Origin of the sequence: Morganella sp. TYF_1, assembly GCF_043105645.1 — a bacterium.
GTDB lineage: Bacteria > Pseudomonadota > Gammaproteobacteria > Enterobacterales > Enterobacteriaceae > Morganella > Morganella morganii_B.
The window spans coordinates 105677-122939 of the sequence record NZ_JBICLU010000011.1; the positions used below are offsets into that span (position 1 = coordinate 105677).

At 53.0% G+C, this 17263-nt stretch carries 12 protein-coding genes; 5 read left to right on the top strand and 7 right to left on the bottom strand.

Annotated elements, in window-relative coordinates; translation table 11 throughout:
- Window positions 1–6: 6 nt before the first annotated feature.
- The 3 genes from hldE to ACF8OF_RS03710 form a co-directional block, all read right to left on the bottom strand.
- Window positions 7–1434 carry a bifunctional D-glycero-beta-D-manno-heptose-7-phosphate kinase/D-glycero-beta-D-manno-heptose 1-phosphate adenylyltransferase HldE gene (hldE, locus tag ACF8OF_RS03700; protein WP_262862660.1) on the bottom strand — a complete coding sequence of 476 codons (1428 nt, stop codon included), beginning with the start codon at window positions 1432–1434 and terminating at the stop codon, window positions 7–9.
- Between the two features lie 90 nt (window positions 1435–1524).
- Window positions 1525–4353: a bifunctional [glutamate--ammonia ligase]-adenylyl-L-tyrosine phosphorylase/[glutamate--ammonia-ligase] adenylyltransferase gene (glnE, locus tag ACF8OF_RS03705; protein WP_392495751.1), complete on the bottom strand. Its 2829-nt coding sequence runs from the start codon at window positions 4351–4353 to the stop codon at window positions 1525–1527.
- A gap of 46 nt (window positions 4354–4399) precedes the next feature.
- Window positions 4400–5368, bottom strand: a complete 969-nt coding sequence (locus tag ACF8OF_RS03710) for an inorganic triphosphatase (RefSeq protein ID WP_279797376.1) — start codon at window positions 5366–5368, stop codon at window positions 4400–4402.
- A gap of 228 nt (window positions 5369–5596) precedes the next feature.
- On the opposite strand from ACF8OF_RS03710, the gene ACF8OF_RS03715 reads away from it, so the two are divergent.
- Window positions 5597–6214, top strand: coding sequence for a TIGR04211 family SH3 domain-containing protein (locus ACF8OF_RS03715; protein WP_025153810.1), 618 nt, complete (start codon window positions 5597–5599; stop codon window positions 6212–6214).
- 31 nt (window positions 6215–6245) lie between these two features.
- Entirely contained in the window at window positions 6246–7406 is a 1161-nt protein-coding gene (locus tag ACF8OF_RS03720) for a multifunctional CCA addition/repair protein (RefSeq protein ID WP_392495753.1), read from the top strand.
- Window positions 7407–7457: 51 nt separating this feature from the next.
- On the opposite strand, the gene exbD is transcribed toward ACF8OF_RS03720, so the two are convergent.
- Both exbD and exbB read right to left on the bottom strand, forming a co-directional pair.
- Window positions 7458–7880 (bottom strand): TonB system transport protein ExbD, encoded by a 423-nt coding sequence (gene exbD / locus ACF8OF_RS03725; RefSeq protein WP_004237145.1) that lies wholly within the window; start codon window positions 7878–7880, stop codon window positions 7458–7460.
- Window positions 7881–7886: 6 nt separating this feature from the next.
- Complete coding sequence (gene exbB, locus ACF8OF_RS03730; protein WP_262858991.1) at window positions 7887–8795, bottom strand: tonB-system energizer ExbB; 909 nt, start codon at window positions 8793–8795, stop codon at window positions 7887–7889.
- Window positions 8796–9170: 375 nt separating this feature from the next.
- On the opposite strand from exbB, the gene ACF8OF_RS03735 reads away from it, so the two are divergent.
- From ACF8OF_RS03735 to dkgA, 3 genes are all read left to right on the top strand, one after another.
- Entirely contained in the window at window positions 9171–9869 is a 699-nt protein-coding gene (locus ACF8OF_RS03735) for a DedA family protein (RefSeq protein ID WP_262867841.1), read from the top strand.
- A 137-nt stretch (window positions 9870–10006) separates the two neighbouring features.
- Window positions 10007–11164, top strand: coding sequence for an alcohol dehydrogenase (gene yqhD / locus ACF8OF_RS03740; RefSeq protein ID WP_392495755.1), 1158 nt, complete (start codon window positions 10007–10009; stop codon window positions 11162–11164).
- A gap of 28 nt (window positions 11165–11192) precedes the next feature.
- On the top strand, window positions 11193–12017 hold the full coding sequence (gene dkgA, locus ACF8OF_RS03745; protein ID WP_392495756.1) for a 2,5-didehydrogluconate reductase DkgA: 825 nt from the start codon (window positions 11193–11195) through the stop codon (window positions 12015–12017).
- A gap of 341 nt (window positions 12018–12358) precedes the next feature.
- On the opposite strand, the gene ACF8OF_RS03750 is transcribed toward dkgA, so the two are convergent.
- Together ACF8OF_RS03750 and carB are read right to left on the bottom strand one after the other, a co-directional pair.
- On the bottom strand, window positions 12359–13822 hold the full coding sequence (locus ACF8OF_RS03750) for a YadA-like family protein (protein ID WP_392495758.1): 1464 nt from the start codon (window positions 13820–13822) through the stop codon (window positions 12359–12361).
- 204 nt (window positions 13823–14026) lie between these two features.
- A complete protein-coding gene (gene carB, locus ACF8OF_RS03755) occupies window positions 14027–17254 on the bottom strand; it encodes a carbamoyl-phosphate synthase large subunit (protein WP_392495759.1) in 3228 nt (1075 codons plus the stop codon).
- Window positions 17255–17263: the final 9 nt, after the last annotated feature.

The window sequence follows — 17263 nt, forward strand, 5'->3', positions numbered from 1 at the left end:
AGCCGGTTACTTTGATTTATTGATCGTATTGATGATGTTGGTGGTGGAAATGCCATCCTCAAAATTGAGGACTTTCACTTCCCCGCCTGCAGCCCACACTTCCTCACTGCCGGCAATCTCCTCCGGACGATAATCCCCGCCCTTCACCAGCACATCAGGCAGAACAGAAGCAATCAGACGCTGCGGCGTATCTTCCTCAAACGGCACCACCCAGTCCACGGCACCCAGCGCGCCGAGCACAATCATCCGCTGATCCAGCGGGTTAACCGGACGGCTTTCTCCTTTCAGGCGCTTGGTGGAAGCATCACTGTTCACTGCCACAATCAGGCGATCCCCCAGTTTGCGCGCATTGGCAAGGTAAGAGACGTGCCCGGCGTGCAGAATGTCGAAACAGCCGTTGGTCATCACCACTTTCTCGCCGCGCTGACGGGCATCCGCCACCGCCTGATGCAGCTCTGCTTCAGTCATCACACCAAAGCCGTTATCACTGCGGCCGCGCACAGCATTTTCCAGCTCAACCGGTGATACGGTGGATGTCCCCAGCTTACCGACCACAACACCTGCGGCGGCATTGGCCAGCGCACAGGATTCATCCAGGGTTTTCCCGGCAGCCAGCGAGGTTGCCAGCACACCGATTACCGTATCTCCGGCACCGGTCACATCAAACACTTCCTGCGCCTGTGTCGGCAGATGCAGGGCTGGCTGTCCCGGACGCAGCAGGCTCATGCCCTGCTCGGAGCGGGTCACCAGCAGTGCCTGCAAATCGAAATCACGGATAACGTTCAGCCCTTTTTCTTCGATATCGGCATTATCAGTGCATTTCCCGGCTACGGCCTCAAACTCAGACATATTCGGCGTCAGCAGGGTGGCACCACGATAACGGGCGAAATCGGTGCCTTTCGGGTCGATCAGGATCGGCACGCCGGATTTACGGGCCAGTGCGATCATCTCTTCCACATGCGCCAGCGCGCCTTTGGCGTAATCTGACAGCACCAGCGCACCGATGTGCGGCAGCGCCTGTGCGATACGCTCAAGCATCGGCTGCGGATCGACATCCGAAAAACCTTCTTCAAAATCCAGGCGGATCAGCTGCTGGCTGCGGGATAACACACGCAGCTTGGTGATCGTCGGGTGTGTCGGCAGGCCGACAAAATCACAGCGGACTTTCACATCATTCAGGCGCTCGGTCAGTGCGCGGGCGGCGTCATCAATACCGGTCAGACCCACGAGGCGCGAATTTGCGCCCAGAGACGCAATATTCATGGCCACGTTTGCCGCGCCGCCGGGACGCTCTTCAATTTCAGTGACTTTCACCACCGGTACCGGGGCTTCCGGGGAGATCCGGCTGGTCGGCCCGTGCCAGTAACGGTCTAACATCACATCACCGACGACTAAAACTGCGGCATTCTGAAAATCCGGGAGTGTTACTTTCATCCCCTGCTCCACCTTATGAATAACGAAATTATTGCTGATAATATCACAAACCGGCCGCCGGACAGAAAATCCGCGTGCAGCAGCCGGTGCTTATTCCCCGAGCCAATGCTGCCAGCGGGCGCGGACAAATTCGCGCTCAGCGGCAAATTCCGTCAGCGGCACCACACCGGATTTATCCTGCAAAGAAAGATGATGCAGCCTGTCGCGCATCATAATATAGGCCGCAGTCAGCCGCAGTGACTCCTCTTCCGGCATCACATCATAATTTGCCATCAGTTCAAAAATCCGGACATTATCAGACCAGCGGATCAGCGCTTTATTTTCCGGCGCAAAATGCAGCACCAGATACTGGGCGATAAATTCAATGTCCGTGATCCCGCCCGGGTCGGTTTTAATATTAAACACACTGTCGTCACGGCTGCCGAGATGCTGATACATCTTTTCGCGCATCTCACGGACATCCTGTTTCAGCTGTGCGTTATCACGCTGACGACACAGAATATCACGACGGATACTGTCAAAACGGGCGGCAATCGCCTCATCACCGTACACCTGACGGGCGCGGATCAGTGCCTGATGCTCCCAGGTCCAGGCGCTGTTCTGCTGATAATCCGCAAACGCCTCCAAAGTGCTGACCAGCATCCCGGCCTCCCCGGACGGACGCAGACGCGCATCCACCTCATACAGCACGCCGGATGAGGTACGGGTACTGAACAGATGCATAATGCGCTGCGCCAGCCGCAAATAGAACTGCCGTGCGTCGATTTCACGCGGGCCGGTGGTTTGTGTGCCTTCCGGGCAATCCAGCAGGAACACTAGGTCAAGATCAGAGCTGTAACCCAGTTCCCAGCCGCCCAGCTTGCCGTAACCGATCACCGCAAAACCTTTATCCCCGTCGCGGGTCAGATGCGCAGGTTCGCCGTAACGTCTGACCATCTGCCCCCACGCCTGCTGCACCACAGCGCCGATCATCGCTTCTGCCAGCCAGGTAAGGTGATCACTCACCTTCATCACCGGCAGCACACCGGTGATATCCTCTGCCGCAATCCGCAGCAACTGCGCCTGCTTAAACTGACGCAGTGCCTCAAGCTGTTGCTCCTCATCGTCCTCCGGAACCCGCATCAGATACTGGCGTAACTCATCACGGTACGCATTCAGCGGCAGCGGCTGATAAAGTGAAGCCGGATCCAGCAGTTCATCCAGCAGCAGCGGATGGCGCGCCAGCTGCACCGCGATCATCGGGGATGCCGCACACAGCCGCACCACATGGGTCAGTACCACATCGGATTCCAGCAGCAGCTCCAGATAGGTGGTCCGGCTGACAATACTGAGCAGCAGCGGCGTCAGGCGCTGCAACACCTGTTGTGCATCCGGTTGTGATACCAGTTTCGCCAGCAGTTTGGGCAGCAGCTGATCCAGCACATCCCGTCCGCGCGGCCCGATGGTCCGTTTGCCGAGATCCTGCCGGAACCCCTGTAAACCGGTCAGAAACTGTGCCGCATCGTCCTCGTTCAGCTGAAACAGTGAGGTGATATCACTCAGTTCCGGCTCACTCTCCCACAACGAGATAAAAGGTTGTAACGCGGTTTCATCGTCACTTTCCTCATCATCCTCGCCGATAAGGTCGGTAAAAATCTGGTGTACTGCTGCCATTTTTCTGTTCAGCACCGTTTCCAGATCCGCCCACGAGGCTGCATCCATTCCCTGAGCCAGCCGCGCCTGATCCAGCGGTGAGTCCGGCAGCGTCTGTGTCTGGCTGTCATTAATCGCCTGCAGCAGATTTTCAAGCCGCCGCAGATACGCGTAAGCATCCAGCAACTGCGCAACCGGCTCCTCACCGAGCAGCCCCAGACGGGCGATTTCCGCCAGTGCCGCATGCAGGGATTGTGTCTGTAATCCCGGCTCACGTCCGCCGCGGATCAGCTGAAAGACCTGGGTGATAAACTCCACTTCCCGGATGCCCCCGGCACCGAGTTTAATATTGTTGGTCAGCCCGCGCCGCCGGACTTCACGGCCAATCATGCTTTTCATATTGCGCAGAGACTGGATCACACTGAAATCGATATAACGGCGGTAGACAAACGGACGCAGCATCCGGCGCAGTGTTTCACTGTAAGCAGAATCATCACGGCCGAGAATACGCGCTTTGACCATCGCATAGCGCTCCCAGTCACGGCCCTGCTCCTGATAATAATCTTCCAGGGCAGAGAAACTGAACACCAGCGGCCCGCTGTCACCGAACGGCCGCAGGCGCATATCCACGCGGTAGACGAAACCGTCCGCCGTGGCGTGATCCAGCATTCTGATAATTTTTTGTCCCAGGCGGGTAAAGAACTGCGCATTTTCCAGCTCACGGCGCCCTCCCTGTGTGACACCGTTTTCCGGATAAGCAAAAATGAGATCAATATCGGAGGAAAAATTCAGTTCGCCGCCACCCAGTTTTCCCATTCCGAGGGTCAGCAGCGGCATCGCGCTGCCGTCCGGCGAACAGGGTGTGCCCCAATCCGCACAACAGCGCCGATAAAGCCAGTCACGGGCGGCAATAATCAACACTTCCGCCAGTTCACTGAGCTGGCGCAGCGTCTCTTCCGTTGTGCTCCGGCGCAGGATCTGCATGACGGCAATGCGCATCAGCATCTGATAACGGAACAGGCGCAGCACCCGCATCACATCCTCTTCCTGTGCGGCATCCGCCATCATCTCTGTCAGCCGGGTAGCATAATCCTGCCATTCATCCGGCTGCGGTGGGGTATTGCGGAGGGCGGAGAGCCAGTCCGGATGGCGGATACACTGCTCCGCCACAAAATCACTGCCGGCAAAAATCAGCGCTTCCTGTTCAGAATACGGCACCAGTCCGGTATCAAGCCGGGCGGTTACCCGCTCAGCGGCTTGCCGGAGTATCGGGGTCAGCGGCAGCATCAATGTTCCTTTTGTTATCAGATTCACATGACAGCTCTACACCCGGTTACGGCATGGCAGGAGCCGCCATCCACAGTGCGAAAACCCATTGCGTGAACGCCAGTTTACACTGCAACCATACCGGACTGAAACAGACATCCGCAGATTTTGCATCCGCTTCCGCCAGTGCCGCCGTCACCTCCGGCAGCGGGCAGTCGCGGACAAAATCAGGCACTGCACCGGGATAGTTGTCCGCCAGTGTCAGCAGCAGAGAAAGGGTTTGCCGCAATGCCGGTAATGCACCGTCCGCATCCAGCAACCAGGCTTCTTCCAGGCTCTGCCACTGTTTGATCAGACGGACAACCACATCCGTCAGCGGAGTCTGCGGATCCCACTCTGTGAACAGCTCAGGCAATGCCGGTACCGGTGCTCCCTGAGCCAGCCAGTAACCGCGCGCCGCTTTGCTGCGCCCGGCCAGGCGCAGCCCCGGTAATTCCGCCAGGGCTTTGGCTGCTGTCAGCAAATCAGCGGCGGTGCCCTCTTTCAGCTCCATCTCAAATTCACAGATAGGGCTTTCTGCCTCTCCGGCAACCACACTGCCCTGATCCAGCACCGCTTCCACCACACTGTGATTGACTGTCAGCAGCCACTTTTCACGGGCGAAATCGGTGGTAAAACGGGCGCGCAGTGATGACTGCAGCGCCGCGACATCCGTTTCCGGCGGCCAGACGTCAGCAGGCAGTGCTGATAAATCCAGTTCCGGACGGGAGAGCGGGATATTATATTCAGGTCGCTGATGCAATCCGCCGATATCGTTTCCGGCAGTTTTCAGGGTCATTTCATATTCGGTATCACACCCCCGGATCCGCAGTCCCATGTCCCACTGCCGCAGTGTGTCGTCAGCTGTTTCAAAATAGCTGTTGGTCAGGCGGACAGCACGGAAATGCTGATGAGGGAAGGTGGTCAGCGCAGTGATCACCGCCGTGATGGCTTCCGGTTTTACCGCAAATTTCAGTTCTGTTTCGTAATCGCTCATAGACATTCCCGTAATCTTATCCCGTTATTTATCGTCAGTCTGACCCTGCATTCGTGATAAAGATGACACTCATTTGTTATAAACAGCCGGATTTTTCGCTGTTTATCCACTTTATCCCGTCATTTATTCCGTTGTTAAGAGTAATCTCATGGCTGTTTACCGTTTGCACCCGCACACTTAACTCATTAGTATGCTATTCATAACCAACGATTGATAAAGCTTATGACGATGAAAAAACTCGCCTTACTCCCTTTGCTGTTTGCAGCAACCGTCAGCATTACCGCCCATGCTGAAGAAATCCGTTATGTCTCTGATGACCTCTCCACCTATGTTCACAGCGGCCCGAGCAACCGTTACCGCATTGCCGGTTCACTCAATTCCGGTGAAAAAGTCACCGTTCTTGATGTGAATAATGAGAGCGGTTTTGTCCGTGTCCGTGACAGTAAAAACCGCGATGTCTGGTTACCGAAAGAGCTGCTGAGCACAACGCCGAGCCTGAAAGAGCGCGTTCCGGCGATGGAAGAAGAAATTAAAACCCTGCGCGGCAAACTCGCCAATATCGACGGCACCTGGAACGAAAAAACGGCTGACATGCAAAACCGTGTGGCTGCCAGTGATGATATCATTAATAACCTGAAAAAAGAGAATGACAGCCTGCGTAATCAGGTTGTGGTCGCAAAGAAAAAACTGGATGCCATCAGTGTTCAGCTGGATGACAAACAGCGCGATATTATCCTGCAATGGTTTATGTACGGCGGCGGTGTAGCCGGTGCCGGTCTGCTGCTGGGTCTGCTGCTGCCGCACATGATCCCGCGCCGCAAGAAAAAAGATCGCTGGATGAACTGAGCCTCACTGTAACCGCAGTACGGAGAAACGTGTGGATATTTATCTGGTCGGCGGCGCAGTCCGCGATGCCCTGCTGGGTCTGCCTGTCTCGGACAGAGACTGGGTGGTCGTCGGTGCCACCCCTGAGATGATGCTGGCGCGCGGCTTTCAGCAGGTCGGGCGCGATTTTCCTGTTTTTCTCCATCCGGATACCCGGGAGGAGTATGCCCTGGCGCGGACAGAGCGGAAAACCGGGGCCGGATACACCGGATTTGCCTGTTACAGTGCGCCGGATGTCACGCTGGAAGATGATTTACAGCGCCGGGATCTGACCATCAATGCCATGGCGCAATCGGCTGACGGCACGCTGTATGACCCGTATCACGGGGCGAATGATCTGAAAAACCGGGTACTCCGTCATGTTTCTGCCGCGTTTACAGAAGATCCGCTGCGTGTGCTGCGGGTGGCGCGTTTTGCTGCCCGTTTTTCACCACAAGGATTTGTGATTGCGCCGGAAACCCTCGGGCTGATGTCTGCCATCACACAGCAGGGAGAGCTTACTCATCTGACGGCGGAACGGGTCTGGAAAGAGACAGAAAAAGCCCTGAACAGTCCGCGTCCGGATATCTACTTTACTGTACTGCGGCGTTGCGGCGCGCTGGCGGTACTGTTTCCGGAGCTGGAAGCCCTGTTTTGTACCTCTGACGGGCAGACCGGTTATGACATCCTGACAGCCTCGCTCCTGCGCCGGACAGTACTTCTGACAGACAGCACCGACATCCGCTTTGCCGCATTGTGTCTTTATCTGAGCTGTCACAGTACCGCCGAAGGAACAGCCGCAATTCAGAAGATGTCTGAACGCCTGCGGGTGCCAAACCCGGCACGGGATCTGGCTCTGCTTGCCACCCGTCATTACCGGACTGTTCATAACATCAGTCATCTGACCGCTGACGATATCATTACCCTGTTTGATTCACTGGATGCCTGGCGTAAACCGGAACGCATCACACAACTGGCTGTCCTTTGTGAAGCGGATTACCGCAGCCGGATAGCACCGGACACAGCAGATTATCCGCAGGGACAATTACTGGCTGAAGCTTTCACGCTGGCACAACAGGTTGCCGTCAAACCGGTAATTGAGGCCGGTTTTAAAGGCGCGGATATCAAAGCCGAGCTCTCCCGCCGCCGCGCTGAGGCTATCCGGGAGTGGTAACAAAAAAGCCGTTCATCATGAACGGCTTTTTTTATTTCAGGCTGCGGATGATTATTTCTCCGCAGACTCCATACCCACTAACCCGACTTTCAGATATCCCGCTTTGCGCAGGGCATCCATAATGCCCATCAGCGTTTCATAATCGACGGTTTTATCTGCCTGGAAGAAGATCGTGGTTTCCTTATTGGATTCCGTGGTCTGATCCAGGATCTGAGCCAGTGTTTCTTTCGTGACTTCCTGCTCGCCCACCAGCAGCTGGTTATCCGCTTTCACCGTCAGGAAGACCGGTTTTTCCGGACGCGGCTGTGGTTTTGCCGTTGAGGCAGGCAGATTCACTTTAATATCAACGGTCGCCAGCGGCGCAGCCACCATAAAGATGATCAGCAGAACCAACATCACATCAATAAACGGTGTGACGTTAATTTCATGCAATTCGCCGCTGTCATCCGACTCTTCATTAAGACGCATTGCCATCAGATATTACCCTGCTTTGCTGTCTGCCAGGTCGAGATCACGGCCCAGCCATAAAATAGTGTGTGCTGCGGTATCCCCCAGGTCACCACGGTAAGCGGAGATCATACGGGCAAAGATGTTGTAGATAACGACCGCAGGAATTGCCGCGACCAGACCCAGTGCCGTTGCCAGCAGTGCTTCTGCAATCCCCGGCGCCACAACCGCGAGGTTGGTGGTCTGTGAGTGGGCGATACCGATAAAGCTGTTCATGATACCCCATACGGTACCAAACAGACCGACAAACGGTGAGATAGCCCCGATAGTCGCCAGATAGCCGTTACCGCGCCCCATATGACGGGCAACACCGGCAACAATACGCTCCTGGCGGAATGCCACACGGTCTTTAATACCACTCAGATCACGGCTTTTTTCTGATGCCGTCCGTTCAGTCACGGCGTCAAGTACCAGCATCCGGGTGACGCTCTTTTTCCCGAACGTATCGGCAATCGCGGCCGCTTCATCCAGCGAGCGGGCATCTTTGATAGCAGCCGCTTCACGGCGGATACGGCGGCGGGAAGCGATAAGATCAGCGCCCTTGGCAAAGAAAATGGACCAGGTAATCACTGAGGCGATAATAAGGCCGATCATAACCGTTTTAACGATAACATCCGCGCCCTGATACATGGAAATCACAGACAATTCCGCCGCAAAGCCACGGTTACCATCTGCCGGTGCAGCACTGATTTCCTGAACAGGAACATCGGTTGCAGATACCGGGGCTGCCGGTTGTTCCGGTGTCTGAGCAGGCTGACCGGCTGTTGCTGCCGGCGCGGTGACAGGTGTTGTTGTCGCTGGTGTGACAGCAGCAGTGTTGTCTGCGAATGCACTGCCGGTTAAACATAATGCCAATAGCACAGAAACGGTCAAATTACGCATCAGTTGGCCTTCAACTCTCTTTTGTTATGAACTCTTTCTCAGCAAAAAATAAATCGTGTTATTCATCGCTACCCAAAAACGAAACCCGCTGATCATACCAAACCCTGAGCAATTTGATAGTAATTATCATTACCGTTTACCAAAAAAATGCGATTCCGGCGGAAAATACCACACAGAATGCTAAGGGTTTTCAGTAGTCCGCCCGGCGTCCCCACAAATAAAACGCACAGGAACTGTACTCAGGATATGATTCACCAACCTCCCTTTATACCGTCAGTGAATCGGAAGAAAAACCCGATCAAATCAAACGAGTGAGCAATTTTTGCGATACACTGTCTGTACCGTTGTTCCGGATCTCGTTTTACAGGAAATCTAATGTCTAGTTTATCAGAGATTGTGAGTGCGCTCTGGTCTCACGATTTTGCCACACTCTCTAATCCCGAAGTCCTCTGGCTGGTTTACGCTATCCTCTTCACCGTTATTGTGCTGGAGAACGGCATTCTGCCCACCGCGTTTCTGCCCGGGGATACCCTGCTTATTTTGTCAGGCGCACTGATTGCGAAAGGCGTAATGGATTTCCTGCCGACACTGGCGATTCTGACCGCCGCCGCCGGGTTCGGCAGCTGGCTGGGTTTTGTTCAGGGGCGCTGGCTGAGTGATACCAAAACCGTCAGGCGCTGGATGACGCAGATCCCGAAAAATTATCATCAGAAAGCCGAAGTGCTGTTTAACCGCCACGGTCTGTATGCCCTGCTGATTGGCCGCTTTCTCGGTTTTGTCCGTACTCTGCTGCCGATGCTGGCAGGTCTTTCCTCGCTGCCGGCCCGCCGTTTCCAGTTCTTTAACTGGCTAAGCGGATTCCTCTGGGTGGCGATTATTACCACCTTCGGGTATGTGCTCAATCAGATCCCGTTTGTCAAAGCACATGAAAAAACCGTAATGACCGCACTGCTGCTGATCCCGGTCTTTTTTCTGATTGTCGGTATCGTGGCATCCCTGTATTTGTTGATCCGCCACTACCGCAGACGCCGTGCCCTGCTTAACCGCAGACGTCACCGCGTTCATAAGAAATAAGCTAAGGGCACCTGCGGGTGCCTTTTTGCTGCCTGCATGCCGGAAAGCACAATCCGATTCGCCACCACACCCGCCCTGATTTACACTACACTTAATGGTTATCCGCTTCATTTTTCCTAATCTTACCCGGAGAAATAATGAACAACTTCACGCTTTTCACCCCGACAAAAATCCGTTTCGGCAAAGGACAAATCGCCAAACTCAGCAGTGAAATCCCGAAAGATGCAAAAGTACTGATGCTGTACGGCGGCGGCAGTATTAAGCGTAACGGTGTTTACGAACAGGTACTGACTGCTCTGGATGGCTATGAGGTTCATGAGTTTTCAGGTATCGAGCCGAACCCGGCCTATGAAACGCTGGTAAAAGCGATCGCGTATATCCGTGAGCACGATATCAGTTATCTGCTGGCAGTCGGCGGCGGCTCCGTGATCGACGGCACCAAGTTTATTGCCGCTGCAGTGGATTATCCGGGCGATCCGTGGGATATCATCACCACCGGAGGCCGCAATATCCGCAGTGCGCTGCCGATTGCTTGTGTGCTGACACTGCCGGCTACCGGCTCTGAAACCAACTGTTTTTCTGTGGTCAGCCGCCGTGAAACCGGAGATAAGCAATCATTCGGTCACTCGCTGGTGCATCCGAAATGCGCGATTCTTGATCCGCAGACCACGTACACTCTGCCACCGCGCCAGACAGCCAACGGTGTGGTCGATGCCTTTATTCACACTCTCGAGCAGTATCTGACGTATCCGGTGAATGCCAAAATTCAGGACCGGTTTGCAGAGGGTATTTTGCTGACGCTGATTGAGGAAGGCCCGAAAGTACTCGCTAATCCGGAAGATTATGACAGCCGTGCCAATGTGATGTGGGCTGCCACCCAGGCACTGAGCGGGCTGATTGGTGCCGGTGTGCCGCAGGATTGGGCAACCCACGCACTGGGCCATGAAATTACCGCGCTGTACGGGTTGGATCACGCGCAAACCCTGGCGATTGTCTTACCGGCACTGCTGCGGGAAAAACGCAAAACCAAACGCGAAAAATTATTACAGTACGCTGAGCGTGTCTGGCATCTGACGGATGGTTCGGAAGAGAGCCGGATTGAGTGCGCCATTGAAGCAACCCGCGTTTTCTTTGAAGAGCTGGGTGTGAAAACCCGTTTTTCTGATTATCAGATTGATGACAGCGGCATTCCCAAACTGGTTGCCAAGCTCACTGAACACGGTCAGACTGCTCTCGGTGAACACCAGGACATCACGCCGGAAGTCAGTGAACGGATCTACCGGGCTGCCGTCTGATACACCATAAACACTGATTGGAGGCCACATGAACAAACCTGCATTAGTTACCTTATCTGACGGACACTTCATGCCGCAACTGGGGCTGGGTGTCTGGAAAGCCGGGAATGATGTGGTTGGTGCTGCGGTGCAGACCGCACTGGAAACCGGCTACCGGCTGATTGATACTGCCGCGATTTATCAGAACGAGGAAGGTGTCGGTGAAGCACTGAAAGCAACCACCGTTCCCCGCGACGAGTTGTTTATTACCACCAAACTGTGGAACAGCGACCAGCAGCACGCCGGTAAAGCGCTGGAAGATAGTCTGAAAAAGTTACAGCTCGATTATGTGGATCTGTATCTTATCCACTGGCCTGCACCGGCAGAAGATCATTATGTTTCCGCCTGGGAGCAGCTGATTGAATTACAGAAATCCGGACTGACCCGCAGTATCGGCGTCTGTAATTTTGATATCGGTCATTTGCAGCGCATTATCCACAAAACCGGCGTGGCACCGGTACTCAATCAGATTGAACTTCACCCGCTGCTGCAACAGCGCGAGCTTCAGGCCTGGAATGCGACCCATTCTATTCACACTGAATCCTGGAGCCCGCTGGCACAGGGGGGTGAAGGTGTTTTTGATACTGATATCATTCAGGCATTAGCGGCAAAATATCAGAAAACCCCGGCACAGATAGTGATTCGCTGGCATCTGGATCGTGGATTGATTGTGATACCAAAATCAGTCACCCCTTCGCGGATTCAGGAAAACTTTGATGTCTTTGATTTCCGTCTGGAGAAAGAAGAACTCTCACAGATTCAGTCTCTCGATTCAGGTACCCGCTTAGGGCCGGATCCAAAAGAATTTAATTAAGTTAGTGACTGTCTGAAAGCCATCTGTATAAATTATACAGGTGGTTTTTATTTATCTGATAATCATTCAGAAAATAACCATGCTATGAATTACCATTCCGAAAACAACTATTCTTTAATAATCACATGGGAAACAAACACACGGAAAAAATAAAAAAGGGGAAATACACGAACGCAATATGTATTTCCCAAAGCATGGCAAATATAGCAGGATTAATTATCTGAATTTCAGTCTTACTGTCATTAATATAATTAATTCACTATTTATTAAAAATAAATTCAAACGTCAATATGAAAGGAGGAGTATATGAAACATGACCTTTCAGTCACAATAACACAGCGTTACCATTCAAGGTTAACCGCCATGTTGTACATCACATCGTTCGAACCGGTGTATGCCATACCGGTCTTCACGGCGATGTTCTCGTTGAACCGGTAACCGGTTCCCACTGCGACTGCCTGAGTGGATTGATATCCGCCCACAGCCGCAGTGATATTCAGTTTGCCGACACCGTACGGCTGGAATAAACCATTCAGTGCCGCGCTGGCCGCCAGGCCGTTATCAAGACGCTCATTGGTCTCACGCAGATCATTTTCTAACGCACGAAGATCCTGGCGGTTTTTCAGGATATCCAGCGTGTTTTTCTCAACTTTCACTTTCTGCTCAGCAATATGCCGTGTGTTTTGATTAGCAATATTTGTGGCCGTACCGGCTTTTTTTGATGCGTTGCTGATACGGGTATCCATCTTCGCCACATCCGCTTCCAGTGCTAACGTGGCATCGGTGATAGCGGAGGTCACCACTTTAGCTGATTCGAGTAATTTTTTGTTTTTTGCGATATCCCGGGACTGTACGCCAAGTTGATTCTTGTTTTCGCGAATATCTTTCTCACTGGTATACGCCGAATGTTTTGCAAAACTGGCCTGCAGTTCCACTGCCCGGACTTTATTTTTCAGCTTATCAACGTCAGTTTCCAGGTCTTCTGTTGCACCGAGTAATGCCTGAGTGACGACTTTTGTTGACGCTGCATTTCTTTTTTCTTCATGAATATTTATATCATTAAAATGAGATATATTTCTAAGCTGTTCAATCTGCGTATCAACATCACTCTGATGAGTCTCAAATTCCTGTTTTATCAGAACAGGAATTTCGTTGAATAACATAGTCATGCTATTTGTTTTTGTATTTATCTCTTCTGTTTTATTCTCTAAAACTTCAGTCCGTGCTTCCAGCGGTGACAGTTCGCTTTTAATCGCGTCCGGTAAGATACGATTAATCTGCTCAGGAAGGGTACCGATAAGTGTATTGTTATGCTCCGCTTTTCTGGCTGTGATATCCAACTGAGCATCCATCGCCTGCGTTTTATTTTCTAAAAACTCAGTCCGTTCTTCCAGCGGTGACAATTCGCTTTTAATTGCATCCGGTAACATACGGTTAATATGTTCAGGGACTATTTTTTTTCCTGCGTCATCGATAAATGTATCAACCAATTTTTGAGTACTTGTTGCCACCTGATGGGTATGCGTTATTTTTTTCTCTAAAACAGTGTCTCTCGTTTCACTGTCTTTTCTGACATCATCAATATATTCATAGGCTTCAGAGAGGTGCGTTCCGATACCCTTAGTTACCTGCTCTAATTCAGAGATCCCGACCTCACGATCACCCTCCGCTTTATCAGCCGAGAAATGGAACAGCGGTGCACCAATTTCCTTTGCAAGCGGAAGAGGTACAACATCCGTACGCGCTGCATTAGCGGTATGAATAAATAAAGGTGAGATAATTAAAGCTAATATACTTTTTTTCATAAGGTTATCCTGATATCCGTTAAAAATTTAATCTGCCGAAAATATACTGATAACCACCAGAAAAAAGAATAAACAAAAAGTAAACACAAAAAAAAGCAAAAAACATAATTAAGATATCATTCTTATTGAATTTATTATCAATATTCACTTATACGTATAATAAAAAAATCCGCCGCAGCGGATTTTTTATATTAATTAATCACCTTATTTATCAGTAATCAGGCTGTGCATTTCCTGTACTGAAATCACTCTCTCTGTCGGATCCATATTCAGAGACAGTGTAGTGGCAAAGCCGCCGTTCATGGTGGTGTCGTAATGCACTTTATATTGCAGGGCACTGCGGCGGATCACTTTGGAATCCTCAATCGCCTGACGTCCGGCGGTGGTATTCACAATGTAATCGTATTCGCCGTTTTTAATTCTGTCCTGAATATGCGGACGGCCTTCATGTACCTTATTCACCAGACGCGGGTTAATACCGGCCTCACCCAGCACAATCGCAGTACCGTGTGTCGCATCCAGCTCAAAACCCTGTTTCAGCAGTTTTGCCGCCAGATCCACCACCCGCCCTTTATCCCCTTCACGGACAGAGAGCAGCGCACGGCCTTTTTTCTTCAGTGAGGAAGAACTGCCGAGCATGGCTTTGGCAAAGGCTTCCGCAAAGGTGCGTCCCACGCCCATCACTTCCCCGGTTGAACGCATTTCCGGCCCTAAAATCGGGTCAACGCCCGGGAATTTGTTGAACGGCAGCACCACTTCTTTCACCGAGTAGTACGGCGGGATAACTTCTTTTGTCACACCCTGCTGCGCCAGGGTCTGTCCGGCCATCACACGCGCTGCCACTTTCGCCAGCGGCACCCCGGTCGCTTTGGAGACAAACGGCACGGTACGCGCCGCACGCGGGTTGACTTCAATCAGATACACTTCGTTGTCTTTAACCGCAAACTGGGTGTTCATCAGGCCGCGTACGCGCAGTTCCATCGCCAGTTTTCTCACCTGGTCGCGCATCACATCCTGGATTTCCTGACTCAGCGTGTAAGCCGGTAACGAGCAGGCTGAATCGCCGGAGTGAACCCCTGCCTGTTCGATGTGCTCCATAATGCCGCCAATCAGCACCTGTTCGCCGTCGCAGATAGCATCAACATCCACCTCAATCGCATCATCGAGGAAGCGGTCGAGCAGCACCGGTGCGTCATTGGAGACACTGACCGCATTCTGGAAGTAACGGCGCAGGTCGGTTTCGTCGTAGACGATTTCCATCGCGCGCCCGCCCAGTACATAAGAAGGACGCACCACCAGCGGATAACCAATCTCTTTTGCCCGTTCAACCGCCTGCTCAATATTAGAGACAGTGGCGTTTGCCGGTTGTTTCAGGCCGAGGCGAACGACTGCCTGCTGGAAACGTTCGCGGTCTTCCGCGCGGTCAATCGCATCGGGGCTGGTTCCGATAACCGGCACACCGGCCGCTTCCAGGCTGCGCGCCAGTTTCAGCGGCGTCTGCCCGCCGTACTGGACAATCACCCCCGCCGGTTTTTCGACACGCACGATTTCCAGCACATCTTCCAGTGTCACCGGTTCGAAATAGAGGCGGTCAGAGGTATCGTAGTCCGTGGAAACGGTTTCCGGGTTGCAGTTAACCATGATGGTTTCGTAGCCGTCTTCACGCAGCGCCATCGCCGCATGCACACAGCAGTAGTCAAATTCAATGCCCTGGCCGATACGGTTCGGCCCGCCGCCGAGCACCATAATTTTCGGTTTATCGTTGTTCGGCTGCGCCTCACACTCTTCTTCATAGGTGGAGTAGAGATAGGCGGTGTCGGTGGCAAATTCTGCCGCACAGGTATCCACGCGCTTGTATACCGGCCACAACTGGTAGCTGTCGCGCAGTTTGCGGATTTCAGCTTCCGCCACGCCGACCAGTTTTGCCAGCCGCGCATCCGCAAAACCTTTGCGTTTCAGATGACGCAGGAATTCCGGGGTCAGGCCGTTAATCCCGACATCTGCCACCTGCTCTTCCAGACGCACCAGTTCTTCAATCTGCACCAGGAACCAGCGGTCAACGTTGGTCAGGTTAAATACACCATCAACTGACAGCCCGGCGCGGAATGCATCCGCGATATACCAGATCCGCTCGCCGCCCGCTTCTTTCAGTTCACGGCGGATACGGGTCAGTGCATCCGGGTCATCCAAATTGACTTTCGGGTCAAAACCGGTTGCGCCTACTTCCAGGCCGCGCAGGGCTTTTTGCAGGGATTCCTGCTGAGTGCGGCCGATAGCCATCACTTCACCGACAGATTTCATCTGTGTGGTCAGGCGATCATTGGTACCGGCGAATTTTTCAAAGTTAAAGCGCGGGATTTTTGTCACAACATAGTCGATGGACGGCTCAAAAGAGGCCGGTGTCAGGCCGCCGGTGATGTCGTTTGACAGTTCATCCAGGGTATAACCCACCGCCAGTTTGGCGGCGATTTTGGCAATCGGGAACCCTGTCGCTTTCGAGGCCAGCGCGGAAGAGCGCGACACACGCGGGTTCATCTCGATAACAATCAGGCGGCCGGTTTTCGGGTTGACCGAGAACTGTACGTTGGAGCCGCCGGTTTCCACGCCGATTTCACGCAGTACCGCCATCGAAGCGTTCCGCATGATTTGGTATTCTTTGTCGGTCAGGGTCTGTGCCGGGGCAACAGTAATGGAGTCACCGGTGTGAATTCCCATGGCATCGAAGTTTTCGATGGAACAGACAATGATGCAGTTATCCTTTTTGTCGCGCACCACTTCCATTTCGTACTCTTTCCAGCCAATCAGCGATTCATCAATCAGCAGTTCGTTGGTCGGGGAGAGATCCAGGCCGCGGGTACAGATTTCCTCAAACTCTTCACGGTTATACGCGATACCGCCGCCGGTGCCGCCCATGGTGAATGACGGGCGGATAATGCACGGGAAGCCAACATCATCAGCGACCGCAAAGGCTTCTTCCATGGTATGTGCGATACCGGAACGCGCCGTATCCAGACCGATTTTTTTCATTGCGATATCAAAACGGCGGCGATCTTCTGCTTTATCAATCGCATCCGCTGTCGCACCAATCATTTCGACACCGAACTCTGCCAGCACACCGTGACGTTCCAGATCCAGCGCACAGTTCAGCGCGGTTTGTCCGCCCATGGTCGGCAGAACGGCGTCAGGACGCTCTTTTTCGATGATTTTGCGCACCACTTCCCAGTGAATCGGCTCGATGTAAGTCGCATCCGCCATTTCCGGGTCGGTCATAATGGTTGCCGGGTTGGAGTTGACGAGGATAACGCGGTAACCCTCTTCGCGCAGGGCTTTACACGCCTGGGCGCCGGAGTAGTCAAATTCACAGGCCTGGCCGATAACAATCGGACCGGCGCCTAAAATCAGGATGCTGCTGATATCTGTACGTTTTGCCATTTTTCTGCT

Excerpts from the sequence above, each read along its gene's own strand:
- hldE (WP_262862660.1), bottom strand. The coding sequence starts at position 1,434 with ATGAAAGTAACACTCCCGGATTTTCAGAATGCCGCAGTTTTAGTCGTC.
- glnE (WP_392495751.1), bottom strand. The coding sequence starts at position 4,353 with ATGCTGCCGCTGACCCCGATACTCCGGCAAGCCGCTGAGCGGGTAACC.
- ACF8OF_RS03710 (WP_279797376.1), bottom strand. The coding sequence starts at position 5,368 with ATGAGCGATTACGAAACAGAACTGAAATTTGCGGTAAAACCGGAAGCC.
- ACF8OF_RS03715 (WP_025153810.1), top strand. The coding sequence starts at position 5,597 with ATGAAAAAACTCGCCTTACTCCCTTTGCTGTTTGCAGCAACCGTCAGC.
- exbD (WP_004237145.1), bottom strand. The coding sequence starts at position 7,880 with ATGGCAATGCGTCTTAATGAAGAGTCGGATGACAGCGGCGAATTGCAT.
- exbB (WP_262858991.1), bottom strand. The coding sequence starts at position 8,795 with ATGCGTAATTTGACCGTTTCTGTGCTATTGGCATTATGTTTAACCGGC.
- ACF8OF_RS03735 (WP_262867841.1), top strand. The coding sequence starts at position 9,171 with ATGTCTAGTTTATCAGAGATTGTGAGTGCGCTCTGGTCTCACGATTTT.
- yqhD (WP_392495755.1), top strand. The coding sequence starts at position 10,007 with ATGAACAACTTCACGCTTTTCACCCCGACAAAAATCCGTTTCGGCAAA.
- dkgA (WP_392495756.1), top strand. The coding sequence starts at position 11,193 with ATGAACAAACCTGCATTAGTTACCTTATCTGACGGACACTTCATGCCG.
- ACF8OF_RS03750 (WP_392495758.1), bottom strand. The coding sequence starts at position 13,822 with ATGAAAAAAAGTATATTAGCTTTAATTATCTCACCTTTATTTATTCAT.
- carB (WP_392495759.1), bottom strand. The coding sequence starts at position 17,254 with ATGGCAAAACGTACAGATATCAGCAGCATCCTGATTTTAGGCGCCGGT.